The sequence below is a fragment of the Leptotrichia sp. HSP-342 genome, from assembly GCF_041199995.1.
Classification (GTDB): domain Bacteria; phylum Fusobacteriota; class Fusobacteriia; order Fusobacteriales; family Leptotrichiaceae; genus Leptotrichia; species Leptotrichia mesophila.
In genome coordinates this window covers 2,337,708-2,362,209 of the sequence record NZ_CP165646.1, presented here as the reverse complement: position 1 = coordinate 2,362,209, position 24,502 = coordinate 2,337,708, and the positions used below count along the sequence as shown (strand labels likewise).

Annotated in this window: 27 protein-coding genes and 1 riboswitch; all 27 genes read left to right on the top strand. The window is 32.2% G+C overall.

Features of this window, described 5'->3' with window-relative positions; translation table 11 throughout:
- The first annotated feature begins 216 nt into the window (after positions 1-216).
- The gene (gene hemA / locus AB8B23_RS11800) at positions 217-1,257 is read left to right on the top strand and encodes a glutamyl-tRNA reductase (protein WP_369712889.1); all 1,041 of its coding nucleotides are present in this window, start codon (positions 217-219) and stop codon (positions 1,255-1,257) included.
- Positions 1,254-2,222, top strand: coding sequence for a hydroxymethylbilane synthase (gene hemC / locus AB8B23_RS11795; protein ID WP_369712888.1), 969 nt, complete (start codon positions 1,254-1,256; stop codon positions 2,220-2,222). The genes hemA and hemC overlap by 4 nt, the downstream gene beginning before the upstream one ends.
- Positions 2,209-3,702, top strand: a complete 1,494-nt coding sequence (cobA, locus tag AB8B23_RS11790) for a uroporphyrinogen-III C-methyltransferase (RefSeq protein WP_369712887.1) — start codon at positions 2,209-2,211, stop codon at positions 3,700-3,702. Before hemC ends, cobA begins: the two co-directional genes overlap by 14 nt.
- A 482-nt stretch (positions 3,703-4,184) precedes the next feature.
- Complete coding sequence (locus tag AB8B23_RS11785) at positions 4,185-4,469, top strand: BMC domain-containing protein (RefSeq protein ID WP_021770241.1); 285 nt, start codon at positions 4,185-4,187, stop codon at positions 4,467-4,469.
- 71 nt (positions 4,470-4,540) lie between these two features.
- Complete coding sequence (locus AB8B23_RS11780; protein WP_006805317.1) at positions 4,541-4,816, top strand: BMC domain-containing protein; 276 nt, start codon at positions 4,541-4,543, stop codon at positions 4,814-4,816.
- Positions 4,817-4,842: 26 nt separating this feature from the next.
- Positions 4,843-5,193, top strand: coding sequence for an ethanolamine utilization microcompartment protein EutS (gene eutS, locus AB8B23_RS11775; protein WP_021743442.1), 351 nt, complete (start codon positions 4,843-4,845; stop codon positions 5,191-5,193).
- A gap of 2 nt (positions 5,194-5,195) precedes the next feature.
- Positions 5,196-5,645, top strand: coding sequence for a EutP/PduV family microcompartment system protein (locus AB8B23_RS11770; RefSeq protein WP_039900984.1), 450 nt, complete (start codon positions 5,196-5,198; stop codon positions 5,643-5,645).
- Complete coding sequence (locus tag AB8B23_RS11765; RefSeq protein WP_369712886.1) at positions 5,646-6,401, top strand: BMC domain-containing protein; 756 nt, start codon at positions 5,646-5,648, stop codon at positions 6,399-6,401. It abuts the gene before it with no gap.
- Between the two features lie 2 nt (positions 6,402-6,403).
- Positions 6,404-6,700, top strand: a complete 297-nt coding sequence (locus AB8B23_RS11760) for a BMC domain-containing protein (protein ID WP_006805312.1) — start codon at positions 6,404-6,406, stop codon at positions 6,698-6,700.
- A 51-nt stretch (positions 6,701-6,751) separates the two neighbouring features.
- Entirely contained in the window at positions 6,752-8,218 is a 1,467-nt protein-coding gene (locus AB8B23_RS11755; protein ID WP_369712885.1) for an acetaldehyde dehydrogenase (acetylating), read from the top strand.
- 17 nt (positions 8,219-8,235) lie between these two features.
- Positions 8,236-9,021, top strand: coding sequence for a cobalamin adenosyltransferase (locus AB8B23_RS11750; RefSeq protein WP_369712884.1), 786 nt, complete (start codon positions 8,236-8,238; stop codon positions 9,019-9,021).
- 20 nt (positions 9,022-9,041) lie between these two features.
- Positions 9,042-9,680: an ethanolamine utilization phosphate acetyltransferase EutD gene (gene eutD / locus AB8B23_RS11745; protein ID WP_369712883.1), complete on the top strand. Its 639-nt coding sequence runs from the start codon at positions 9,042-9,044 to the stop codon at positions 9,678-9,680.
- Positions 9,681-9,702: 22 nt separating this feature from the next.
- On the top strand, positions 9,703-10,347 hold the full coding sequence (locus AB8B23_RS11740; RefSeq protein WP_369712882.1) for an ethanolamine utilization protein: 645 nt from the start codon (positions 9,703-9,705) through the stop codon (positions 10,345-10,347).
- A gap of 1 nt (position 10,348) precedes the next feature.
- A complete protein-coding gene (locus AB8B23_RS11735; RefSeq protein ID WP_039900985.1) occupies positions 10,349-10,618 on the top strand; it encodes a EutN/CcmL family microcompartment protein in 270 nt (89 codons plus the stop codon).
- Positions 10,619-10,622: 4 nt separating this feature from the next.
- Positions 10,623-10,925: a hypothetical protein gene (locus tag AB8B23_RS11730; RefSeq protein WP_369712881.1), complete on the top strand. Its 303-nt coding sequence runs from the start codon at positions 10,623-10,625 to the stop codon at positions 10,923-10,925.
- Positions 10,926-11,043: 118 nt separating this feature from the next.
- The gene (locus AB8B23_RS11725) at positions 11,044-12,162 is read left to right on the top strand and encodes a 1-propanol dehydrogenase PduQ (RefSeq protein ID WP_369712880.1); all 1,119 of its coding nucleotides are present in this window, start codon (positions 11,044-11,046) and stop codon (positions 12,160-12,162) included.
- A 21-nt stretch (positions 12,163-12,183) separates the two neighbouring features.
- Positions 12,184-12,762 (top strand): ANTAR domain-containing response regulator, encoded by a 579-nt coding sequence (locus tag AB8B23_RS11720; protein WP_299573810.1) that lies wholly within the window; start codon positions 12,184-12,186, stop codon positions 12,760-12,762.
- Complete coding sequence (locus AB8B23_RS11715; RefSeq protein ID WP_369712879.1) at positions 12,755-14,158, top strand: sensor histidine kinase; 1,404 nt, start codon at positions 12,755-12,757, stop codon at positions 14,156-14,158. Before AB8B23_RS11720 ends, AB8B23_RS11715 begins: the two co-directional genes overlap by 8 nt.
- Before the next feature lie 26 nt (positions 14,159-14,184).
- Positions 14,185-15,615, top strand: a complete 1,431-nt coding sequence (eutA, locus tag AB8B23_RS11710) for an ethanolamine ammonia-lyase reactivating factor EutA (protein WP_369712878.1) — start codon at positions 14,185-14,187, stop codon at positions 15,613-15,615.
- Between the two features lie 30 nt (positions 15,616-15,645).
- A complete protein-coding gene (locus AB8B23_RS11705) occupies positions 15,646-17,010 on the top strand; it encodes an ethanolamine ammonia-lyase subunit EutB (RefSeq protein WP_006805301.1) in 1,365 nt (454 codons plus the stop codon).
- Positions 17,011-17,023: 13 nt separating this feature from the next.
- Positions 17,024-17,950 carry an ethanolamine ammonia-lyase subunit EutC gene (eutC, locus tag AB8B23_RS11700; RefSeq protein WP_147004703.1) on the top strand — a complete coding sequence of 309 codons (927 nt, stop codon included), beginning with the start codon at positions 17,024-17,026 and terminating at the stop codon, positions 17,948-17,950.
- 44 nt (positions 17,951-17,994) lie between these two features.
- Positions 17,995-18,648 carry an ethanolamine utilization microcompartment protein EutL gene (gene eutL / locus AB8B23_RS11695; RefSeq protein WP_006805299.1) on the top strand — a complete coding sequence of 218 codons (654 nt, stop codon included), beginning with the start codon at positions 17,995-17,997 and terminating at the stop codon, positions 18,646-18,648.
- A gap of 263 nt (positions 18,649-18,911) precedes the next feature.
- Complete coding sequence (gene eutH / locus AB8B23_RS11690; RefSeq protein ID WP_369712877.1) at positions 18,912-20,009, top strand: ethanolamine utilization protein EutH; 1,098 nt, start codon at positions 18,912-18,914, stop codon at positions 20,007-20,009.
- A gap of 83 nt (positions 20,010-20,092) precedes the next feature.
- Positions 20,093-21,190 (top strand): haloacid dehalogenase-like hydrolase, encoded by a 1,098-nt coding sequence (locus AB8B23_RS11685; protein WP_039901017.1) that lies wholly within the window; start codon positions 20,093-20,095, stop codon positions 21,188-21,190.
- Between the two features lie 25 nt (positions 21,191-21,215).
- Positions 21,216-21,677: a cupin domain-containing protein gene (locus AB8B23_RS11680; RefSeq protein ID WP_021743459.1), complete on the top strand. Its 462-nt coding sequence runs from the start codon at positions 21,216-21,218 to the stop codon at positions 21,675-21,677.
- A gap of 136 nt (positions 21,678-21,813) precedes the next feature.
- Positions 21,814-23,193: a nicotinate phosphoribosyltransferase gene (gene pncB, locus AB8B23_RS11675; protein ID WP_369712876.1), complete on the top strand. Its 1,380-nt coding sequence runs from the start codon at positions 21,814-21,816 to the stop codon at positions 23,191-23,193.
- Positions 23,194-23,447: 254 nt separating this feature from the next.
- On the top strand, positions 23,448-24,188 hold the full coding sequence (locus AB8B23_RS11670; protein ID WP_369712875.1) for a sirohydrochlorin cobaltochelatase: 741 nt from the start codon (positions 23,448-23,450) through the stop codon (positions 24,186-24,188).
- 19 nt (positions 24,189-24,207) lie between these two features.
- Positions 24,208-24,390, top strand: a riboswitch (cobalamin riboswitch).
- Positions 24,391-24,502: the final 112 nt, after the last annotated feature.

The window sequence follows — 24,502 nt, the reverse complement described above, 5'->3', positions numbered from 1 at the left end:
CTTATTATTAAATTGAATTGACAAAAAACGGAAAAATTAATAGAATATAGGTAATCGTCTGTGAGGAGAAAAAATAAAAAAATTAGAATACTAAAATTTATACATCATTTCATATAATAAATAAATTTAGTAATATTCATTTTGCAGATAGAAATTAAGAAAAAATATTTTAAAAAATTACAAAATTCTATAAAATAAAAATTGGAGAGAGGAAAAATGAAGGAAAATTTAGTAAAAAATTTTTATATTCTGAGTTTTAGTTATAAAAATTTGAGTTTGGAAGAAAGGGAAAAGTTTGTAAAAGAGGGGTATAGACATGTTTTGAGGGGGTATTTGGAAAAAAGGATTATAAAGGGGTATGTGGCTGTTGAAACTTGCCTTAGGATAGAGCTTTATTTGGATGTTAGCAAGGAATTTGAAATTGAGAGGTTAAAGAGGGATTTTAGAATTGATAAGATGAAGGACTATAAAGGTGCTGAAGCCGTGAATTATTTGTTGCGGGTGATTTGTGGGCTGGATTCAATAATAAAGGGAGAGGATCAGATTCTTGTACAGCTTAAAAAAGCATATTTTGACGCTCTTGACAAAAATATTACATCTTCATTTTTGAATATAATGTTTAATCAGGCGATAGAAACTGGAAAAAGATTTAGGACGGAAAGCAAGATAAATGAAAAAAATATTTCACTTGATTCGATAGCTGTAAAATTTATAAGAACAAAATTTGAGAGCCTTGAAAATAAAAAAATATTTGTAATTGGAGTGGGAGATTTGAGCCAGTCGATTCTTGCACTTCTTCACAAAATGAACAATTGCCATTTGACAATGACAAATAGAAGTTTACGAAAGTCTATTGAATTGCAGAAAGTGTATCCAGACGTTCAGACAGCAGAATTTAATGAGAAATATAATGTTATAAAAAATATGGATATTGTAATAAGTGCCACTTCTGCACCACATTTGATTCTTGAAACAGCGAAAATTCAAAATATTCTGAATGATGGAAAAAAACGGTTTTTCCTTGATTTAGCAGTTCCGAGAGATATTGAAACAAGTATTGGGGAGTTTGAAAATGCTTCGCTTTATCATTTGGAGGATATTTGGGATGAATATAATAAAAATGTGGAAAAACGGGATGAAATTGTAGAAAAATATTCTTACATTATTGAGGAGCAGTTGAAAAAAATAGCGGAAAAACTTGAAAAAAGAAGAAAATATACAAATCAGAAAAATATTGAGATGGGTGAAAATAGATGAAATCAAATAAAATAATTATTGGAACGAGAGGAAGCATCTTGGCACTTGCACAAGCAGAAAAAGTGAAGGAAATGCTTATTAAAAAATATGATGAATTAAGAAGTATGGAGAATTTTTGTGAAATTGAAGGGTTTGAGAAAAAAAATTCGCTGGAAATAGAACTGAAAGTTATAGTTACAAAGGGAGATAAAGACCTAAGGGACTTTACAAAAATAAAGGGAACTACGCAAAAGGACTTGTTTGTGAAGGAAATTGAAAAGGAAATGCTGGAAAATAAAATAGATTTGGCGGTACATTCGTTAAAGGATATGCCACAGAACACTCCAGAAGGACTTTTAAACGCATGCTTTCCAATGAGGGAAGACAACCGTGATGTGCTTGTTTCAAAAAACGGGAAAAAATTAAAAGAACTTGATGAAAATTCTGTAATTGGGACAGGAAGCATAAGACGGGAAAAGGAGCTTTTGAATTTGCGAAATAATGTAAAGATAAAAGCAATTCGTGGAAATATTCACACAAGGTTAAAAAAACTTGATGATGGGGAATATGATGCGATTGTGCTGGCTGCGGCTGGATTAAAAAGAGTTGGGCTGGAAAACAGAATTACTGAATATTTTGATACAGATTCATTTATGCCAGCACCAGGACAAGGGATTTTGTGTATTCAATGCAGGGAAAATGATAATAAAATACGACATCTTCTGAAAATTATAAATGATGATGAAGTTACGATAATGTGTAAAGCTGAAAGAGAATTTTCAAAAATTTTTGATGGAGGATGCCATACTCCGATAGGCTGTTCATCGGTTATTGAAGGAAATACATTAAAATTAAAGGGAATGTTTAATGATAACGGAACCAGAATATTTAAAGAAGTTGAAGGAAATAGGGAAAATCCAAAGGAAACTGCACAAAAATTGGCTGAAGAAATAGAAAAAGAGGAGATGAAAAATGAGAAAAGGTAAAGTTTATATCGCAGGAGCAGGCTGTGGAGATGAGGGGCTTATAACTTTAAAATTGAAAAACGTGATAGAAAAAGCTGATTGCATTGTTTATGACAGGCTTGTAAATGAAAATATCTTACAATATGCAAAATCTGATGTAGAAATGATTTATATGGGTAAAGAAAATACTGCTGGAGGAAAATTGCAGGCAGAAATAAATAATAAATTAGTTGAAAAAGGTAAAGAAGGACTTGAAGTTCTAAGACTAAAAGGAGGAGATCCTTTTGTATTTGGACGAGGAGGGGAAGAAATAGAGGCTTTAGTTGCTGAAAATATAGATTTTGAGGTAATTCCAGGGATAACTTCTTCAATCGCTGTGCCAGCTTATGCTGGAATCCCTGTTACTCACAGAGGAATTAATACTTCCTTTCATGTATTTACTGGACATACGCAATTTAATGGAATAGAACTTGATTTTCCAGTTATTGCAAAATTGGAAGGAACTTTGGTCTTTTTAATGGGATTAAGCAATCCTGAAAAAATAGCAGAAAACTTGATAAATAACGGAAAAAATCCAAAAACCCCTGTCGCAATAATAAAAGATGGAACAACGACAAGACAGAAAACTTACACAGGAACATTGGAAACAATAGTAAATACAGTAAAAGAGCATAATGTAAAATCGCCTGCCATTATTTTGATTGGAGAAGTAGTAAATTTACGGGAAAAAATGAAATGGTTTGAGAATAAGCCGTTATTTGGGAAAAATATTCTTGTTACAAGAAATAGGGAAAAACAACAAAATATATCAAATAAAATAAATGAACTTGGCGGACAGGCTTTGAGCCTTCCATTTATTAATATAGAGTATGTCGATTTTGAAATGCCTGATTTGAAGGAATACAGCACCCTTCTATTTAACAGCATAAATTCTGTTATTGGATTTATGAAGAAAGTTAAGGATATTCGTTCTTTGGGAAATGTTAAAATAGGTGTAGTGGGAGAAAAAACTGCTGAAGAAATTGAAAAATATAAAATAATTCCAGATTTTTATCCAAAAGAATATACGGTAGAAAGACTGGCTAGCGAAAGTGTGAATTTTACTAAGGAAGGAGAAAAAATACTGTTTATAGTATCTGACATTTCTCCAGTAAATGAAAAAAAATATTCAGATTTATACAACCGAAATTATGAAAAACTTGTAGTGTATAAAACTCAGAAAGTTGAAGTGGAAAAGGAAAAAGCAGAAAAATATATAAAAGAAAGCGACATCTTAATGTTTTTAAGCTCATCGACCTTTAAAGCTTTTGCTGATAGCATAAACTTAAGTGAAAATGAGGAAATAAAAGAAATTCTGAAAAATAAAGTTATAGCCTCAATCGGCCCTGTTACTACAAAAAGTATTGAAAAATATGGATTAAAAGTAGGAATAGAGCCTAAGAAATATACTGAAGAAGGATTGTTTGATGAAATTTTGACATTTGTTGATAGTTTAAAATAAGAATATTAATCATAGATTGTAAAATATATTGCGACAAACAAAAAAAATGTAAAAACTCATGATAATTTCGTGTTAAAATGTTAGTAACCACAAAAACATTTTTTCAATTTTGTTTAATACAAAGTGTTTTATTTTTTAAATACACTTATATAAACTTAAAATATAATTTTAAAAATTTTTTTTAAAAGTATTGACAAAATGAAAAATCGTAGTATACTCAAAATGGAAGTTGTGTTACAATGGAGTATGCAAAACTTTTGAAAAGACTGTTAAATAGCGAAAAAATCAACTAAACTAAACATATTTAAGAACAATAATATTTAAAGCAAAGGAGCTTGAGAAATTATTTATTTTTTTAGTTCCTTTTTTATTTTTGTCAATTAATAATTTTTTATATATAGACAAATTATTGATTTTAGAAAAATTAAGGAGGTGAAAAATTCGAATATTTTGTTAATAAAACAATTTAGGAGGAAAAAACTATGGCAACATTAAATGCACTAGGAATGATTGAAACAAAAGGATTAGTAGCGGCAATAGAAGCTGCAGATGCAATGGTAAAAGCTGCAAACGTTACTCTAATTGGAAAAGAACACGTAGGTGGAGGATTAGTAACAGTACTAGTAAGAGGAGATGTAGGAGCAGTTAAAGCTGCGACAGATGCAGGAGCTGCGGCTGCTGAAAGAGTAGGAGAATTGATTTCAATTCATGTAATCCCGCGTCCACATGCTGAAGTTGAGACAATTCTGCCAAAAGGAAGAGAATAATTTTTAAGTTCTTAAAATAACATAGCATATAAACAATGTTTATTAAATAAAATTTTTAGGAGGAAAAAACTATGGCAACATTAAATGCACTAGGAATGATTGAAACAAAAGGATTAGTGGCGGCAATAGAAGCTGCAGATGCAATGGTAAAAGCTGCAAACGTTACTCTAATTGGAAAAGAACACGTAGGTGGAGGATTAGTAACAGTACTAGTAAGAGGAGATGTAGGAGCAGTTAAAGCTGCGACAGATGCAGGAGCTGCGGCTGCTGAAAGAGTAGGAGAATTGATTTCAATTCATGTAATCCCGCGTCCACATGCTGAAGTTGAAACTATTTTGCCTAGATAAAGGGATTTTTAGAAAGGATTTGTCAGATGGAAGAAGAAAAAAAACAGAGAATGATACAGGAATATGTGCCCGGTAGACAGTTGACTCTGGCTCACATAATTGCAAATCCACAAAGAGATTTATCAAAAAAGATAGGGCTTTCCGAAAATAATACAAATGCGATAGGAATACTTACAATAACTCCGGGAGAAGCGGCAATAATTGCGGCAGATCTGGCTACTAAAAGTGCAGGAGTGGAAATAGGATTTGTTGACAGGTTTACAGGATCGGTTGTAATAAACGGAGATGTGGGAAGCGTAGAAGCTGCTGTAAATGAAGTAGTTTCATATTTTAAAAATGTACTAAGATTTAGCATAACTCAAATAACGAGGTCATAAAATTGAAAAAGATACTTTTAATAGGAAAATCAATGTGCGGTAAGACAACATTGACTCAAAGAATACACGGTCTGGATATACAATATGAAAAAACACAGATGTTAAAGTATTCTGATGATATTTTAGATACGCCTGGTGAATATATGGAAAATAGAATGCTTTACAAGGCTTTGATTATAAGTTCGTATGACTGTGATGTTATAGGAATGGTACAGGCGTGTAATGAGGAGCATAATGTTTTTCCGCCAGGATTTTCCACAGCTTTTACAAAACCTGTAATTGGAATTGTAACAAAATCTGATTTGGGTGGAGATGTGGAAAGAGCTTGTGAAATATTAGAAAATGCAGGAGCCCAAAAAGTTTTTGTTGTAAGTTCTTATGAAAATAAAGGAATTGAAGAGCTTGTCAAATATCTGGAAGATGATAACGGGCAGTTAGAAGGTGATAAATAAATGGATTCGTACGGATATGTGGAAACACGGGGACTTGTAACGGCAATAGAGGCTGCCGATGCTGCATTGAAAGCTGCTAATGTAACATTGACAAACTATTACTATGTAAAAGGTGGAATTGTAACCATTGAAGTGATGGGAGATGTTGCTGCTGTAAATGCCGCTGTGGATGCCGCCGTTGAAAGTGCTAAAAGACTTGGCAATTTCCTGAGTAGCAATGTTATTGCAAGAGTGGCTACTGAAACGAAGAAAATCCTAATAAGTGATAATGGAAAAAAATCAGATGAAAAGACAGTTGTCCAAGAAAAATCTGAAGAAAAAGTTATTGAAGAAACTCTAGAAGAGAAAATAGAAGAACAATCAATAGTTGAGAATACAGATAAAAAAGAGGCAATAGTTGAACAAATGGAGGATATAGTAGTAAAAGAGCCTGCTCAAGAGATTTTTGAAAAAGCATCTGAAGAAATTTCAGAAAAAATTGAAACAATAGAAAAAGTGGAAGATGTACCTCAAAAAGAAGAAGTAAAATCAGAATTAAATGACGGTAATCAGGAAAATAAAGAAATCTCACTAAAGAAAACTTCCAAAAAAGAAGAAGAAATAAAAAAATTGAGAAAAGAATATCAGGATATGAAGGTAGCTGACTTAAAAACGAAGGTAAATAACCTTAAACTTGGCTATACTTGGAACCAGATAAAGACAATGCCAAAGAAAAAATTGATAGAAATTTTGATAAAAAATAATCAGGAGGAATAGAGATGGCAACATTAAATGCATTAGGAATGATTGAAACAAAAGGATTGGTAGCAGCAGTAGAAGCTGCAGATGCGATGGTAAAAGCTGCAAATGTTACTTTAATCGGAAAAGAACACGTAGGTGGAGGATTAGTAACAGTATTAGTAAGAGGAGATGTAGGAGCAGTTAAGGCTGCAACAGATGCAGGAGCTGCAGCGGCTGAAAGAGTAGGAGAATTGATTTCAATTCACGTAATTCCTCGTCCTCATACTGAAATTGAGGCTATATTGCCTAAAGCAAGAATAGTTGAGGGTGAATAAGAGAACTTAAAGTAATCAGATAACAGTGATTATTTATAGAAAGGACAAACTATGGATAAAGATTTACAATCAATACAAGAAGTAAGAGATTTATTAAATAGCGCAAGTAAAGCATTTGAAGAATATAGTCAGTTCTCGCAAGGTCAAATTGATGAAATAGTAAGGGAAATCTGTGAAGAAGCTCAAAAACATGAAGTTGAGCTAGCAAAACTTGCTAATGAAGAAACAGGATTTGGACGTTGGGAAGACAAAGTTCTAAAAAATAGACTTGCTTCAATAGGAGTATATGAAGCTATAAAAGATCAGAAGACAAAAGGGATAATTCTTGATGATAAGGAAAAAAGAATAACTGAAATAGGAGTTCCAATGGGTATAATTGCAGCCTTGATTCCATCAACAAATCCTACTTCATCAACAATTTATAAAATAATGATAGCATTAAAGGCAGGAAACGCAGTAATTGTAAGTCCTCACCCAAATGCAAAGGACTGTATAATTAAGACTGCAGAATACTTGATAAAAGCTGCTGAAAGAAAAGGTGCTCCAAAAGGACTTATTGGAGTTATAAAAACACCTACATTACAAGCTACACAAGAACTTATGAAACATAAAAAGACTTCATTAATTCTTGCAACAGGTGGAGAAGCAATGGTAAAAGCTGCTTACAGTTCAGGAACACCTGCAATAGGAGTAGGACCTGGAAATGGACCTGCGTTTATTGAAAGAAGTGCTGATATAAGAAAAGCCGTTAAAAGAATTATTGACAGTAAAACTTTTGATAATGGAGTAATTTGTGCTTCAGAACAATCAATAGTTACAGAAGAAGTAATTAAAAATCAAGTAGTAGATGAACTGAAAAGACAAGGAGCATACTTCCTTAACAAAGATGAAAGAAATAAAGTTGGAAGCATCCTTATGCGTGCAAACAACACAATGAATCCAAAAATAGTTGGGAAAACAGCTTTATATATAGCTGCAATGGCAGGAATAACAGTTCCTACAACTACAAAAGTACTTGTTTCTGAAGAAACAGAAGTTTCTCATTTAAATCCATATTCAAGAGAAAAATTATGTCCTGTATTAGGATTTTATACAGAAGAAACTTGGGAAAAAGCATGTGAAAAATGTATAGAAATTCTTGAAAATGAAGGAATTGGACATACAATGTCAATGCACACAAATAACGAAAATATCGTAAGAGAATTTTCATTGAAAAAACCTGTGTCAAGACTACTTGTAAATACAGCTGCGGCACTTGGAGGAGTAGGAGCAACAACTAATCTTTTACCTGCATTTACATTAGGATGTGGAACTGTTGGAGGAAGTGCAACTTCTGACAATATTGGACCATTAAACCTTATAAACATTAGAAGAGTAGCTTATGGTACAAAGGAACTGGAAGAATTGAAAGAAGAAGGTTCATGTGTAAATACATACTCAGTTGATAATTCACGAGTGAACGAAAATGAAATTGAAGATATCATAAGAAAAGTATTGGACGGAATTATAAAAAAATAGATAGGGTGTGATAAAAAATGCCTGTTATAACAGAAGGAATGCTTAGAAAATTAGATAAGGAAGGGCAGCTTGAAAAAGTACATATAACTGAAAAAGACATCCTTACACCGTCAGCAAGAGAGTTTTTAAATGTAAAAAAAATTGATTTTAGAATAAAAAGATCACAGGATCAAGTTGTGAATAGCGAATCAGACAATGTAAACAAAGTTAAAGACTCTCAAGCAAATACTTCCGAAGAAAAAGCCCCTCCAAAAAGACAGTATAAAGACTATATTACAGGAGCAACTTATGATAAAAAGCCTGAATTTATGACTCAACTGTTTGGAAATGAACTTGTTGTAAAAAATCATAAGAGAATTGTTTTACGAGGTAAGTTTGATATTTTGCAGGCTGAGGTAATAAGATACTGGAAAAAATATGAAAAGAATAAAAAATTGGAAAGTGACTTTGCACAGGCATACAGATTTGTAAGAGATTTGTTTATAAGTGAAATGACTGATACACCGTTTCAGGAAAGAGATGTTCTTGGATATGACATTGATACGTTAAAAGATATAACTCATAATACAATTAAATATTACAAAACAGGACATCTCTTTGAAATAAATGCTGACTTTGATGAAACAGTCATTGATATAAACTGTCTTAGAGCTTTGTCAAGAGAGTGTGAAGTTGCTGCAGTAGATGCTTTTTATAAGGAAGGGAAGACGGAAAGAGTAGACATGCTAAAGGCACTAAACCGTCTGAGCAGTATATTGTACTTGATGATGTTAAAAGCAAATAACGGAGATTATAAATCATAAGCTCTGAATTGGGAGATATTATGGACAGAAATGAATTGGAGAGAATAATAAGAGATAAGTTGCAGGAAATTCTGACAACAGAAAAAAAAGATACCTTTATGGTGGAAGCATCAGGTCGTCATGTGCACCTTACTAAAGAACACGTGGAAGCACTTTTTGGAGAAGGATATGAATTGACACCTGTAAAAGATTTATCACAGCCTGGACAGTTTGCCGCAAAGGAAAGAGTCAGAGTAATTGGACCAAAAGGAGAATTTTCGAGTGTTGCAATATTAGGACCATGCAGAAATTTTTCTCAAGTGGAGTTATCACTTACTGACTGCCGTGAAATTGGAGTCAAAGGAGTAATAAGAGAAAGTGGAAAAATTGAAGGGACACCAGGAATACTTATAGGTGTAGGTGATAAATATATACAGTTGGATAAAGGGCTTATAGTCGCAAGAAGACATATACACATGACAAGTGAAGATGCAAAAAGATTTTCTGTAAATGATGGTGAAACTGTGAAAGTAAAAATTCATAGTGACAGACCATTAATATTTGATGATGTTTTAATAAGAGTAAAGGACAGTTTCAGATTGAGCATGCATATTGATTTTGATGAAGCAAATGCTTGTGGATATACTTCAGGAGTAACTGGAAGCATTGTAAAAGATTAAAGTGAAAAGGGCAGGAGATGAAATGGATACTCAAGATTTAATAGAAGTGCTTGCAAGGGAAGTATTAAAGGAAATTGCCAAAAGAGAAAATCAAAGTTTATCTGAAAATATCAAACATTCTCCTGAAAAATCAATAATAACAGCTTTTTTAGGAAATGATGAAGTCTTGAAGGATGAACTTAAAAAAGAGACATCAGTTGTAGACAACATAAAGTTGGACAGTACATGGGAAGAAATAGAAAAAAATGAAAATAAAAAGAGACTTGTTGTATCAACTCTTGGAATAAATGATTTAATTGATCTCTCACAAGGGAAAAAAAGTATCATAACAGAATTTCTTTTTAATGAAGGAGAAGTTCTGCTTGTGGAAGAAGGGCTGGAATATAAAAAATATACTAAACCTGCTGCATTAATAAGCCTTTATGATGAATATGTCAAAAAAGTTCAAGAATTTGGAATAAAGGTTGTGAAAAGAACAGAAGTGAAAAATGCTTTTGATGCTAAAGAAAAAGTGTATCTAAAAGGTTTGGTAACAGAAAGCAGACTTAGAAAGCTAGGATTAAAAAATCAGATACTTGAAGTTGATGCAAAATCTAAAGTGACTTCCCTTGCGATGGATTATATAAAAGAAAATAGCATTGAACTTTGCTATGAAAGAGGACAATAACATGTTAATTGGAAAAGTTGTAGATAATGTCTGGGCAACAAGAAAGGATGAAAAGCTAAGAGGACTAAAACTTATGGTAGTTGAAGTGGAAGGTACAGGTGAAGGTCATGGAAGCAGAAAAATGGTTGCAGCCGATTATATTGGTGCTGGACAGGGCGATAAGGTAATAATTGTTACTGGAAGTTCTGCAAGACATGTATTTGATGCTGAAACTCCTGTAGATGCGACTATTGTAGGAATAATAGACAGTTTGGAATCGGAAAAGGAGTAAAAAAATGGGAAAAAGATTGATAACAGTAAAAAATCTTTTTGAATATATTCAAGATAAGGAACTGGTGGTTCAGGCTGATATGATTATTACTCCCGGAGCAAAAGACATGATCAGAGAACAAGGAATAGAAGTGAGATACGAAAAGACTTGTGGCGTGTCAAACTCTGCATCGGGAAATGAAATCAGAAAAAATACAAGAGATTGTGAGGATTTGGAAAAGAAAGTAATTGAAATACTTGTAAAAAATTACAAAATTACAGATTCTGACACAATCCGAAAAATATTATCCAAAATAAAGGAATTATAGTAAGATTACTTTAGAATAAAATTTAAAAGTAATAACTATTTTCTCAACTCTAGACTATTTAGATTTATTGGCTAAATATTATGAAGATTGAGAGCACAATAGAAAGGAAGTGGATTTAATGGGTTTATTTCAAATAAAGCCGGATATTCATTATGGTGCTAATTCTTTGGATATATTAAGAATAATGGAAATCGAAAAAGTATTTTTAGTAACAGACGAGAATATGGTCAAACTAAAAGTAGTGAATAGAATAACAAATATCTTAAAATCAAGAGGAATAGATGCTAAAATATATTCGGATGTTAAACCAGATCCCACAGATGAAGAAATTATAAAGGGTATGCTTGAGCTTAGTGCTTATGATCCTGACTGCATAATAGCACTAGGAGGAGGATCACCGATAGATGCCTGTAAATCAATGATTTATTTTACAAATAAGATAAAAAAGGCAATGGGGGAATATAAAAAGCCTAAATTCATAGCAGTACCAACAACAAGTGGAACAGGTTCAGAAGTAACATCTTATGCAGTTGTTACAACTCAAAGCAAAAAAATACCGCTAAGTGACAGTGAAATGCTGCCTGATATAGCAATTTTAAATCCAGAGTTTATAAAAACTCTTCCGCCATCAATAATTGCGGATACAGGAATGGATGTTTTGACACATGCTATAGAAGCTTACGTTTCAAGATCTAGAAACTTGTTTACAAATACACTTGCCATAGGAGCAATAAAAACTGTTTTTGCTGATTTAGTAAGCAACTTTGAAAATCCTGAACTTGAAAGAGAAAGAATTGATTTACAGATTGCTTCATGTATGGCAGGAGTAGCATTTAGCAATGCAGGACTGGGAATAAACCACAGTATAGCACATTCGCTAGGCGCAAGATTTCATAAACCGCATGGACGGCTTAATGCGATAATAATGCCAAAAGTTATAGAGTTTAATGCACAAAATAAGAATGCGGCTAGATATTATCGTGAAATTGCTGAAGCATTGGGATTTGCACCTAAGGAAGATGCAGAAGGAGTACAAATTTTAGCAAAAGCTATTAAAATGCGAGCTGCTAAAATGTCAATACCAGGTAGTTTAAGAGAGCTTGGTATACCTGAAGATCAATATTTTTCAGAAATGGAAAGCGTAATTGATCAGATAGAAAATGATATGTGTACTGGGGAAAACCCAAGAAGATTTAGCAGAATAGAAATGAAGCAGCTACTGACAGATTTATATTAAATTTGAGGAAAAGGAAAAAAGATGAGAAAAATAATAGTTGTAGATGATGAGCCGATAACAAGAATGGATATATGTGAAATATTGAAAGAAGCAAATTATGATGTAGTCGCTCAGGCGGGAGACGGATTTGATGCAATTGAGCAGAGCAGAAAATATAAACCTGATTTTGTAATAATGGATGTCAAAATGCCGATACTTGATGGACTGAAAGCAGCAAAAGTCATAACAGAGGAAAAATTGTCTAGAGGTATTGTTTTACTCACAGCCTATTCCAATAAGGAATTTATAGAAGAAGCCAAGAATATAGGAATAATAGGATATATAGTAAAACCCATTGATGAAAAATCCTTTATTCCTAATCTTGAAATCATATTTAATAAGCAAGAAGAATTTGAAAAGCTGGAAAAAAAATATTTAAAAACAAGTCAGAAGCTGGAGGATAGAAAAAAAATTGATATTGCCAAAAGTATTTTGATGAAAACAAGAAACTTTACTGAAAATGAGGCATATGAATACATAAGAACGCTTAGTATGAATAAAAGATGTGACATGGGAAAAATAGCAGATATTATAATTTTATCTGGAGATGAAGATGCTTAGAACGATATGTAGACAATATACGCAACTTTCAAATAAAGATATTGAAAAGCTGGAAAAAATATGTGAAGGGCTGCCTGTAATGAGTAAACTTCTAAAGGCAGATGTATTTATAGACTGCATGACAGAAAATAGAGATACAGCAATTGTAGTTGCTGAGGCAAAACCAAGAATAGGATCAAGCTATACTCAAAGTGTAGTAGGAAAATTTGCCTATAGGAAAAATGAACCAGCTGTACTTAGAACTCTTGAAACTGGGCATCCATCAAGAGATTATAAGGCGTTGACGCAAGAAAATAAAAGTGTAACACAAAATGTAGTACCTATAAGAAGTGATGAACAGGATGGAAAAATAATAGCCGTTCTTATAGTTGAAGAAAGAATGAATGAGGAAAATATCGGCAAGGGACTGAGCTTTTTGAACAATGCAACTGATGATATACTTATGAGTTCTGTTGGAATGATGCGAGAGCGGAAAATTATTGACTATATAAATGATGGAATTATAATCTTTAACGAGGAAGGTATATGCATATATGCTAATTCCAGAGCAAAATATGTTTACAGAAAAATTGGCTATAAGGATTCTTTCCTTGGAGAAAAATTTGATAATATTGTAATTGATAATGTTGAATTTGAAGATGTGCTAAGTGGAAAAGTAAATAAAAGATCTGATATAAATATATCAAATATGGTTCTTAGTCTTGAATATATATTAGTAAAGGAAACAAAGAGCGTTAAAAATGTAGTCTTATTTATAAAAGATATTACTGAAATTAAAGTGAAGGAAAAGGAATTAGTTCTAAAATCTGTTGCAATAAAGGAAATACACCATCGAGTAAAGAACAATTTGCAGACAATAGCAAGTTTACTTAGAATACAGGCTAGAAAGACTGATGATAAAGCTGTAAAGGCTGCATTTAGTGATAGTATAAATAGGATTTTAAGTATTTCAGTTACTCATGAACTGCTTGCACAGAATGGATTTGATGAGCTTGAAATAAAGGAAGTTATAAATAAGATTCTGAAAAATTCAGTGAGAGAGAATTTAGACGGGCATCTGAAACTTAAAATAGATGTCATTGGAGACAACTTTGAAATAAGTTCAGATAAGGCAACAACAATAGCCTTGATAGTAAACGAACTTGTAGAAAATTGTATAAAGCATGCCTTTAAAGGAAAAACTAAAGGACAAATAATAATAAAAGTGAAAAGAGGGGAAATAAAATCCCGTATTTCCATAAGTGATAATGGAATAGGAATGGATGAAAGAGATTTTGAAAAAGGAAGCATTGGACTGCAAATAGTTAAAAGTCTTGTGAAAGAGAAACTTTATGGGAATCTGGATATAAAGACTGGTAATAAAGGAACTGAGATTAGTTTTGGATTTGAAAATTGATGATTTAAAGACAAAGGAGTCTTGAGATGACAGAAGAAATACTAAGTGTGGGGATAGACATTGGAACTTCCACAACACAGCTTATTTTTTCAAAGATATATATAGAAAATAGAGGAAGCGCTTTTACAGCTCCTCAAATAAAAATAATAGGAAAAGAAGTTGTTTACAGAAGTGAAATTTATATTACCCCATTAGAAAATGAAACAAAAATAGATGCAAAAAGAGTTAAGGAAATAATAGAATCTGAATACAAAAAAGCAAATATACAATATAAGGATGTTTCAACAGGAGCTGTAATAATAACAGGAGATACTGCAAGAAAGGAAAACGCTAAGGAAGTATTGCAGATACTTAGTGGAATGGCAGGAGATTTTGTTGTAGCAACTGCAGGACCTGATCTTGAAAGCATTATTGCTGGAAAAGGTTCGGGAGCCTATGGATATTCTGAAGAAAAAAATACAAGTATCGTAAACTTTGATATAGGAGGAGGTACTACAAATAATGTTGTCTTTAACAGGGGAGAAGTGGAAGACACTACTTGCCTTGATATAGGAGGACGACTTATAAAATTTGATGAAAACAGGAATACACGTTATATTTTCAAAAAAATGTACGATATTGCTGAAGATGTGAATGTAAAGCTGGAACTAGGAAAACCTATAAGTGAATCTGATTTGAGAAAAATAACAAGAAGAATGGCACAACTTATTTTTGAAAGTGTAGAAATTTTTCCAAAAACAGAACTGTATCATAAAATCGTAACATATAATGACTTCAGAAAGCACAATAAAGACATTCAACATTACTCATTTACTGGAGGAGTTGCAGATTTCATCTATGGACGTGTAGAAAAAGATTTGTACAAGTATAATGACATTGGAGTAGTTCTTGGTGAAGAAATTGTAAAAGTTCTAAAAGAATTGAATATAGAGCCTTTAAAGTTAAGTGAAACAATAGGAGCGACAGTAGTTGGAGCAGGAAGCCATACTACAGAAATAAGCGGAAGCACAATTACTTATACTGAAGGAATCTTCCCAATAAAAAATATTCCTGTATTAAAAATGTCTGAGTCAGATGAGAATTTGCCTGTTAATGAACTGGGAAAAGTGATAGAAGGTAAACTAGACTGGTTTAGTTCTGAAAATGAACTTGAAAATGTGGCTCTTGCATTTAAAGGAAAGCATAATATGGCATATAACGAAATAATGGAATTATCTTTAGTAATTTCAGATATTATCAAAAGAAAGCATGACAAAAAACATCCTGTAATCGTCATAGTTGAAAATGATATGGCAAAAGTCCTTGGACAATGTATGAAACTGGAGCTTGTTGATTATGACATAATCTGTATAGATAGTGTTAAAGTAAGAGATGGAGACTACATTGATATAGGAGCGCCGCTAGGAAACGGAAATGTTTTGCCTGTCGTAATAAAAACATTGGTATTCAGTTATTAAATTAATAAATTTTAGAGAGGTGGCAATAAGATGGTATTAAAAACAAAATTATTCGGTCATACATATGAATTTAAATCTGTAAAAGATGTACAGAATAAGGCAAGTGAATTTAGATCAGGAGATGAACTTGCGGGAGTAAGTGCAAGTACAGCGGAAGAAAGAGTTGCCGCAAAAGCTGTGTTGGCTGAGTTAACATTGGCAGATTTAAGAAACAATCCTGCAGTACCTTATGAAGAAGATGAAGTTACAAGAATTATTCAGGATGCTGTAAATGAAAAAATTTATGGAGAAATAAAAAACTGGACTGTAAGTGAATTAAGAGAATGGATTTTAGATTCTCATACAAGTGGTGATGACATAAAGAGAATCAGTAAAGGTCTTACAAGTGAAATGGTAGCAGCAGTTGCTAAACTTATGAGTAATATGGACCTTATTCAAGGAGCAAGCAAAATAAGAATTAAAAAATTCTGTAATACTGAAATAGGTGGAGAAGGAATACTTGCAACAAGATTGCAGCCTAACCATACAACAGATGATCCAGATGGAATTATGCTATCAACTTATGAAGGGCTTAGCTTTGGGCAAGGAGATGCTCTTTTAGGATTAAACCCAGTTGATGACAGTGTTGACAGTGTTATGAGAGTGTTGCACAGATTCCACGAAATAAAGACTAAATGGCAAATTCCTACACAAATATGTGTATTAGCTCACGTAACTACACAAATGGAAGCAATTAGAAGAGGAGCGCCTACAGACTTAGTTTTCCAAAGTATTGCGGGATCTGAAAAAGGAAATGAAGCATTTGGAATAAATGGAACAATGATTCAGGAAGCAAGAGATTTGGCATTAAAACACGGAACAGCGACAGGACCTAACGTAATGTACTTTGAAACAGGACAAGGTTCAGAATTGTCATCAGATGCTCACCATGGTTGCGATCAGGTTACAATGGAAGCAAGATGTTACGGATTTGCGAAAAAATTTGATCCATTTATTGTAAATACGGTTGTTGGATTTATTGGACCAGAATATTTGTATAACAGTAAACAAGTAATAAGAGCTGGACTTGAAGATCATTTCATGGGTAAACTTACTGGAATTTCAATGGGAGTTGACGCTTGCTACACTAACCACATGAAAGCAGATCAAAACGATATCGAAAACTTGAAAGTATTATTAACAGTAGCAGGATGTAACTACTTTATGGCTATTCCTGCAGGAGATGATATAATGCTTAACTATCAAACATCTTCTTATCATGATGATGCTACATTAAGAGAACTATGTAACAGAAGACCTATAAAACCTTTTGAACAATGGTTAGAAAAAATGGGAATAATGAAAGATGGAAAACTTACAGATAGAGCCGGAGACGCTTCAATTTTCTTAAAATAGGGAGGAAAAATCAATGTTATCAGAAAGAGAACTAAAAGACGTAATTGAAAAAATAATAGGTGAAATGAAAATAGACGAACCATCAACAACTGTTGAAGAAAAAGCGCCAGTTGTCAGTACAAGCTCAGTTTATATCGAAAGCGGAGATGAGCCACGTGAAAATCCGCATATTGTAAATGGAGAAGTAAGAGATATTGGAAAAATAAACATAAAAGATCAAATGCTTGTGGATAATCCTGAAGACAGAGAAGAATATATGAAGTTAAAACAAAAAACATCTGCAAGACTTGGAATTGGAAGAGCTGGAACAAGAATGAGAACAGAAGTTTTGTTAAGATTAAGAGCAGACCACGCTGCAGCCCAGGATGCCGTGTTTAATGACGTACCTACAGAATTTCTTGATGAACTTGGATTGTTTGAAGTTACTACTGAATGTGAAAGCAGAGACCAATATATCACGCGTCCTGATTTAGGAAGAAGAATTTCTGAAGAAGGAATAAAGACAATAGAAGAAAAATGCAAAAAAAATCCAACAGTTCAAATATTATTGTCAGATGGATTAAGTTCAACTGCAGTTGAAGCAAATGCAAAAAATATAATACCTGCATTGTTAAATGGGCTTAAAGGATATGGAATTGAGACAGGAACACCATTTTTTATCAAATATGGAAGAGTTGGAGCAGGAGATCACGTTGGAGAAATTTTAAATGCTGATGTAGTTTGTATATTAATAGGAGAACGTCCTGGACTTACAACTGCGGAAAGTATGAGTGCCTACATTACTTACAAGGCTCGTCCTGGAATTTCTGAAGCAAAAAGAACAGTTGTTTCAAATATTCATAAGGATGGAACTCCATCTTCAGAAGCAGGAGCTCACGTTGCTACATTAATTAAGAAAGTAATTGATGCAAAAGCAAGTGGACAAGATTTAAAATTATAAATTAACTTAATAAAAAATAAAAATTAAAAACTTTAGGAGGAACAATGAAAGGCGATAGATTAAAAGCAAATGTACTAGCTGTAAGATTAATTCCAAATGTAGATAATGATATGGCTAAAGAGCTGGAATTACCTGAAGGACATAGAAGTATAGGAATTATAACAGCAGATTGTGATGATGTTACATATACTGCACTTGATGAAGCTACAAAAAAAGCTGTAGTTGATGTAGTTTACGGAAAATCATTCTATGGTGGAGCTGCAAATGCGAATACAAAACTTGCAGGAGAAGTAATAGGAATATTGTCAGGGCCTACTCCTGCGGAAGTAAAAAGTGGACTAGCTGCAGCAGTTGACTTTATTGAAAATGAAGGAGCATTCATAAGTGCAAATGATGATGATAGCATTGCATATTATGCACATTGTGTATCAAGAACAGGAAGTTACTTATCAAAAACAGCAGGAATTGCAGAAGGGGAATCATTAGCATACCTAATAGCACCTCCGCTTGAAGCAATGTACGCTTTAGATGTTGCATTAAAAGCAGCAGATGTAAGTTTAGTTGCGTTCTTTGGACCACCTTCAGAAACAAACTTTGGTGGAGCACTTTTAACAGGAAGTCAGTCAGCATGTAAAGCTGCGTGCGATGCTTTTGCTGAAGCAGTAAAATCTGTGGCAGATAATCCATTAAATTATTAATTGAAGAACCATTGTTATAAACTAGAATTGCCTTGTAAATTTATAGCATTAAATTTTTAAATAAAAAATATTTTTATTGGGCAATTCTAAATTTTTATAAAATATTTAAAAAATTTTTAAGTATAGTTCTATTTGTGTAATTAAAGTTTTTGTGATCCAAATTAATAAAAAGAATTTTATAGAAAATGATTTTGAATAAATATAATTTTGAGTATTTTCATTTAAAACAAAATAATTAAATGAAAATTTGGGAGGAATATAAAATGGGAATAGATAAAATAATAATTATTATTATGACTATCTTTATGGCAATAGGTGGAATAGATAAAATATTTGGAAATAAACTGGGATACGGTGAAAAATTTGAGGAAGGAATAATGGCTATGGGTTCACTTGCGGTTGCTATGGTTGGGATTATTTCTTTAGCACCAGTTTTAAAAAATCTTTTGACACCAATAGTAGGACCAATTTATTCAGCATTAGGAGCAGATCCGGCTATGTTTGCAACAACACTTCTTGCAAATGATATGGGAGGAGCTCCACTTGCATTAGAAATGGCTAAAAATCCAGAAGCTGGTAGATTAGCAGCATTTATTTTAGGCGCAATGATGGGACCGACTATTGTGTTTACGATACCAGTAGCATTGGGAATAATTGAAAAAGATGATAAACAGTTCTTAGCAAAAGGAATTTTAGCTGGAATTACTACAATACCATTAGGAGTACTTGCAGGTGGATTAGTAGCTGGATTCCCAATAGGATTGATTTTGGTGAATTTGATACCAATAATAATTGTTGCCACATTAATTATTTTAGGATTAATTTTTATGCCTGAAAAAATGACAAAAGGATTTGAAGTTTTTGGACAAGCGGTGGTAATTATAATAACAATAGGATTAGTAGCGGCGATAATTCAAGAATTAACAGGATTTGTGGTAATTCCTGGAATGGCTCCGATAACAGATGGGTTAGGAACAGTTGGGGCAATTGCAATAGTACTTGCTGGAGCATATCCATTAGTACATTTTATTACAAAAGTATTTAGTAAACCGCTTGAAGTATTAGGAAAAGGTCTTGGAATGAATGAAGCTGGAGCGGCTGGGTTAGTTGCAACTTTGGCTAACAATATTCCGATGTTTGGAATTTTAAAAGATATGGATGCAAATGGAAAAGTTATGAATATTGCATTTGCAGTAAGTGCGGCATTCGTTTTTGGGGATCATTTAGGATTTACAGCTGGATTTGCTGGTGGAAAATATACTCAAATGATTTTCCCAATGATAGTTGGAAAATTAGTAGCAGGAGTAACAGCGATATTTGTAGCGAAAATATTATTCTGTAAAAAAGAAACTGTAAAATAAAAATATGAAAAAATGATTACCTGAGGAGGTAAAAGATGAAATTTAGTATGAAAAAATTGATTGGATTATTGGTATTTTTAGTTATGGCATTCGCTTTATCAGCTGCTAATTTGGACGAATTGAGATGGGTTCCAAAAAACAGGGAAGCTTTATCAAAACTTATAGATGAAAATAAAAATCAAGGAAATTATGTAGTCTTTGACTGGGACTATACATCAATTTATCAAGACACACAAGAAAATTTGTTTAGATATCAGATAGATAATTTAAAGTTCAAAATGACACCGGCACAATTTTCAAAAGCAATAAGAAAAGATATTCCGCTTGATAACTTTGCAAAAGACTATGTTAATGTAAAAGGTCAGCCTATTAACATTACAAAAATAGCAAATGATTTGGATAAAAGATACACTTTTCTTTACAATAACTACATAAAAACTCAAAAAATGTCTTTGGAAAAAATTAAGCAAACTGAAGAATTTAAAGATTTTAGAGGGAAATTAGCATTTCTTTATGAAGCAATAGGTGGAAGTTTTTCACATGATGTAGCTTATCCGTGGGTACTTTACCTATTTGAAAATATGAGCGTATCAGAAGTTCAAAAACTAGCTAAAGAAGCAAATGATTTTGGAATTGGGAATAAACTTGGAAAATATGTTCTTGAGTCAAGTGATAAACTAACAGGTGAAGCAGGTAAAGTAAGCCATCAATATAAGAGTGGTTTGAGAACTCAGCCTGAAACAGCCAATTTGTTTCATGAATTTGAAAAAAATGGTATAAAAGTATATATAGTTTCAGCTTCTCTTGAAGATATTGTAAAAGTATTCGCAAGCAATAAGTCTTATGGATATAATTTAAGTTCTGATAGTGTTTATGGAATGCGTCTTGAAATGAACGGAGACAAATATGTTGCCGAATATAAGCACGGTTATCCACAAACACAAACTAAAGGAAAAGTTGAAGTAATTAATAAATACTTGAAACCTAAACATGGTGGAAAAGATCCGCTTCTAGTTGCAGGAGATAGTGAAGGAGATGTAAATATGCTTTCTGAATACAAAGGTACAAAGGCACTTCTTCTTATGAAAAGAAAAGGAAAACTTGACAATCTTGCAAAAGATGCTAGAGCGTTAATTCAAACAAGAAACGAAGAAACAGGGTTATTCGTTCCTGAAAATTAATTGAAAGATTTTGGAGGAAGAAATAATGGACTTAAAAAATTTAGATAAGGAAACATTGGAAAAAATATTAAGAAAAGTAGTACAAGAAGAACTTGGAAGAAAAGTTGGAGGATTTGAAAAACATATTGATAAAAGTGGAGTAGGAGTTGTTAAAATTCCTTCAGTAAAACCTGAAAGATTTGATACTGGAAATCCTAATGACAAAGTATTCTTAACTGATGTATTTACAATAGAAGAAAGCGGAAGATTGAGTTGCGGAGTTATGGAAATGGAAGAATCTGCATTTGATTGGGAACTGAACTATGATGAAATAGATTATGTAATAGATGGAACACTAGAAATTATAGTAGATGGACGTAAAGTTACAGGAAACAGGGGAGATGCCATTTTAATCCCTAAAGGTTCAAAAATAAAATTTAGTGCTCCTAACTTTGCAAGATTCTTATATGTAATCTATCCTGCAAATTGGCAAGACACTTGTAAATAAGTTAAATAAATACCCCTAAAAAATAGAGGCTGTAAAATGATACAACAATAACAGCCTCTTTACTTATTTTAGAAAATATAATGTATAAAACAGATTACTTGATAAAGATAGAAAAAATACAAAATGAGGTTATTTTATGGAAAAATTTTTTAAATTTTTAAATTCAGACAGATATCAATACACAGAAAGTGAGATTTATTTAAAAAATAATATGCAAAATGAAATTGCAACTTTTGATGTATTTTTGCGTACAAAAAAAGAAAATGACTATGCTGTAGTATATGGGATATCTGATGTTCTTGAGCTTATCGAGATACTTAACGAAACTTCTTATGACGATAAGAAGAAATATTTGTCAAAAATATTTGATAATTCTGATTTTATCGAATATATTGCGAATATGAAATTTACAGGTACGATAAAAGGGGTACGAGATGGAGAAATTGTATTTTCAAATGAACCAATACTAACGATTACTGCTCCACTTATACAAGGGAAAATCCTTGAAACGCCTATTTTGAATATTCTTCATTTTCAGACACTTGCGGCAACAGTCACTTCTAAAATTGTGCTAGCGGCTGAAGGAAGGGGAGTACTTTCATTTGGAACAAGAAGAACAGCTGGATTTGATGCAGCGATGACAATGACAAAAGCTAGCTATGTAGCTGGCTGCATATCTCACTCAAATCTTGTGGCAGAATATCTTTATGACTTGAAAAGCACAGGAACGATGACACATGGCTTTATTCAGACTTTTGGAATGGGAGAAAGTGCTGAATACAAGGCTTTTGATGCTTTTATAAAAATGTATAGAAACAAAAATCAGGCTCTTATAATGCTAATTGATACTTATGACACTCTTGAGAGTGGAATAATTAGTGCTGTGAAGGCATTTAAAGATAATGGCATAGATGATGAATACGAAGGAATGTATGGAATAAGGATAGATTCGGGAAATTTGGAAAAATTGTCGAAAGAATGTAGGAAAATACTGGATAAAAGTGGACTTTACAAAGCGAAAATTGTATTAACGAGCGGACTTGACGATAAAAAAATAGGAAATCTAATAAAAAATCAGGCAGAAGTTGATGTCTTTGGAGTAGGAGATGCCATAGCATTGCCAGAAAGAGAAATAAGCACTGTATATAAAATGTCTAAAATTAATGAAAATGATGTAATGAAAATTTCTGATGAAAGCGGAAAAACATCATTGCCAGGAAATAAGGAATTATATAGGATTTATGAAAATCAGGATTTTTATGATGTTGTGGCATTAGAAGAAGAAAAATTGGCAAATATAGAGAATATACAAAAAATAACGATAAATTATATTGAAAATGGTAAAAAAATAGAAAAAAATTATGAGCTTTTAGATTTAAAAAAGGCAAAGGAATATTATGACAGCAATTTGATTTACTTAAAAAAAATTTATAGTGAAAAGCTGAAAACTAGAAGAGTAAAATTATCAGAAAAATTAGAAAAATTAAAAAATTTACTTTTTGAAACAAAAAAATAAACATTTATTGTTAATTATAATTTAATTATAAAATATAAGAAAAACAAAGTTGTATCAAAAATATGTTGATAAATAGAAGATTAGATGATGTATATAATTTTTTTTGATAAAACAAAAAATATTAAAATAATTTAAAAAAATAGTTGCAAAAAATGAAAAAAACTATTATAATACAAACAGAGACAAAAGATAGTTTGATAATCAAATTTAAAAGATTCAGTAAGGTAAATAATTTTAGATGGAAAGGAAGTGTTATGAGAAAGGCGATTTTAGTAACAAGTTTTGGTACATCGCATAAGGATACAAGAGAAAAATGCCTTGACTCGATTCAAAAAGAAGTGGAGGCAAAATATGGAACTGAAAATGTGGAAAGAGCCTACACTTCAGGAGTTGTAAGACGAATAGTGGAAAGAAAAGAAGGAATCCACATATTTGATCAGGAGGAAGGGCTAGAAGCCTTAAAAAATAAAGGATATGATGAGATTATCACAATGTCTTTACATATTCTAGATGGAATTGAGTATTCAAAACTTAATAACAAGTATGGAAAAATTTCAAAACCACTTTTAGCAACTGATGAAGACTTTAAAAAAGTTGTGAGCAATGAAGAATTTAACAATCTTGAAGGAAATGATGCCATAGTATTTATGGGTCATGGATCCGAAAGTGCCGCAGACAGTACATATCAGCGACTTCAAGAAGAATATGTGAAGGCTGGAAAAGATAATATTTTTATAGCGACTGTTGAAGGGGAAGTAACAATTGAAGATGTTATTCAAAGGTTAAAAGGGAGAGGCTTTAGAAAAATATTGTTAAAGCCATTTATGATAGTCGCAGGAGATCATGCAAAAAATGATATGGCTTCTGATGAGGACGATTCGTGGAAAACCGTTCTTGAGAATGAAGGATATGAAGTAACACCTTTATTAAAAGGAATGGGAGAATATGAATTTATTCGTGAAATGTTTATGGATAAATTAGAAGAAGTTTATTAATATAGCAAAAGAATAATTTTAAATTTATAATTTTATAGGTGTTGTAAAACTTAATAAGGAAACCAGTTAGAATCTGGTACAGCCACCTCTACTGTGATACTGACGAAAGTATTGAAAAACCACTGAAATATTATTATATTTTGGGAAGGGTACGAGTAGGACGAAGTTAGTCAGGAGACTTGCCTATATTAAAAAATTATATTTTTCGGGAAGGGAAAAATTTAATATATAAAAACTGCTGTAAATCTGCATAAATACTATTCATCTGTTTTAATATATAAATTTTAGTTCAACTTTCTGAGTTGGATTTTTTT

Coding starts and splice junctions, on each gene's coding strand:
- hemC (WP_369712888.1), top strand. CDS start 1,254: ATGAAATCAAATAAAATAATTATTGGAACGAGAGGAAGCATCTTGGCA.
- eutL (WP_006805299.1), top strand. CDS start 17,995: ATGAAAGGCGATAGATTAAAAGCAAATGTACTAGCTGTAAGATTAATT.
- AB8B23_RS11785 (WP_021770241.1), top strand. CDS start 4,185: ATGGCAACATTAAATGCACTAGGAATGATTGAAACAAAAGGATTAGTA.
- eutD (WP_369712883.1), top strand. CDS start 9,042: ATGGACAGAAATGAATTGGAGAGAATAATAAGAGATAAGTTGCAGGAA.
- hemA (WP_369712889.1), top strand. CDS start 217: ATGAAGGAAAATTTAGTAAAAAATTTTTATATTCTGAGTTTTAGTTAT.
- AB8B23_RS11705 (WP_006805301.1), top strand. CDS start 15,646: ATGGTATTAAAAACAAAATTATTCGGTCATACATATGAATTTAAATCT.
- AB8B23_RS11715 (WP_369712879.1), top strand. CDS start 12,755: ATGCTTAGAACGATATGTAGACAATATACGCAACTTTCAAATAAAGAT.
- AB8B23_RS11740 (WP_369712882.1), top strand. CDS start 9,703: ATGGATACTCAAGATTTAATAGAAGTGCTTGCAAGGGAAGTATTAAAG.
- AB8B23_RS11735 (WP_039900985.1), top strand. CDS start 10,349: ATGTTAATTGGAAAAGTTGTAGATAATGTCTGGGCAACAAGAAAGGAT.
- AB8B23_RS11780 (WP_006805317.1), top strand. CDS start 4,541: ATGGCAACATTAAATGCACTAGGAATGATTGAAACAAAAGGATTAGTG.
- cobA (WP_369712887.1), top strand. CDS start 2,209: ATGAGAAAAGGTAAAGTTTATATCGCAGGAGCAGGCTGTGGAGATGAG.
- AB8B23_RS11720 (WP_299573810.1), top strand. CDS start 12,184: ATGAGAAAAATAATAGTTGTAGATGATGAGCCGATAACAAGAATGGAT.
- AB8B23_RS11725 (WP_369712880.1), top strand. CDS start 11,044: ATGGGTTTATTTCAAATAAAGCCGGATATTCATTATGGTGCTAATTCT.
- AB8B23_RS11680 (WP_021743459.1), top strand. CDS start 21,216: ATGGACTTAAAAAATTTAGATAAGGAAACATTGGAAAAAATATTAAGA.
- eutS (WP_021743442.1), top strand. CDS start 4,843: ATGGAAGAAGAAAAAAAACAGAGAATGATACAGGAATATGTGCCCGGT.
- eutH (WP_369712877.1), top strand. CDS start 18,912: ATGGGAATAGATAAAATAATAATTATTATTATGACTATCTTTATGGCA.
- pncB (WP_369712876.1), top strand. CDS start 21,814: ATGGAAAAATTTTTTAAATTTTTAAATTCAGACAGATATCAATACACA.
- AB8B23_RS11750 (WP_369712884.1), top strand. CDS start 8,236: ATGCCTGTTATAACAGAAGGAATGCTTAGAAAATTAGATAAGGAAGGG.
- AB8B23_RS11685 (WP_039901017.1), top strand. CDS start 20,093: ATGGCATTCGCTTTATCAGCTGCTAATTTGGACGAATTGAGATGGGTT.
- AB8B23_RS11760 (WP_006805312.1), top strand. CDS start 6,404: ATGGCAACATTAAATGCATTAGGAATGATTGAAACAAAAGGATTGGTA.
- AB8B23_RS11765 (WP_369712886.1), top strand. CDS start 5,646: ATGGATTCGTACGGATATGTGGAAACACGGGGACTTGTAACGGCAATA.
- eutC (WP_147004703.1), top strand. CDS start 17,024: ATGTTATCAGAAAGAGAACTAAAAGACGTAATTGAAAAAATAATAGGT.
- AB8B23_RS11670 (WP_369712875.1), top strand. CDS start 23,448: ATGAGAAAGGCGATTTTAGTAACAAGTTTTGGTACATCGCATAAGGAT.
- AB8B23_RS11730 (WP_369712881.1), top strand. CDS start 10,623: ATGGGAAAAAGATTGATAACAGTAAAAAATCTTTTTGAATATATTCAA.
- eutA (WP_369712878.1), top strand. CDS start 14,185: ATGACAGAAGAAATACTAAGTGTGGGGATAGACATTGGAACTTCCACA.
- AB8B23_RS11755 (WP_369712885.1), top strand. CDS start 6,752: ATGGATAAAGATTTACAATCAATACAAGAAGTAAGAGATTTATTAAAT.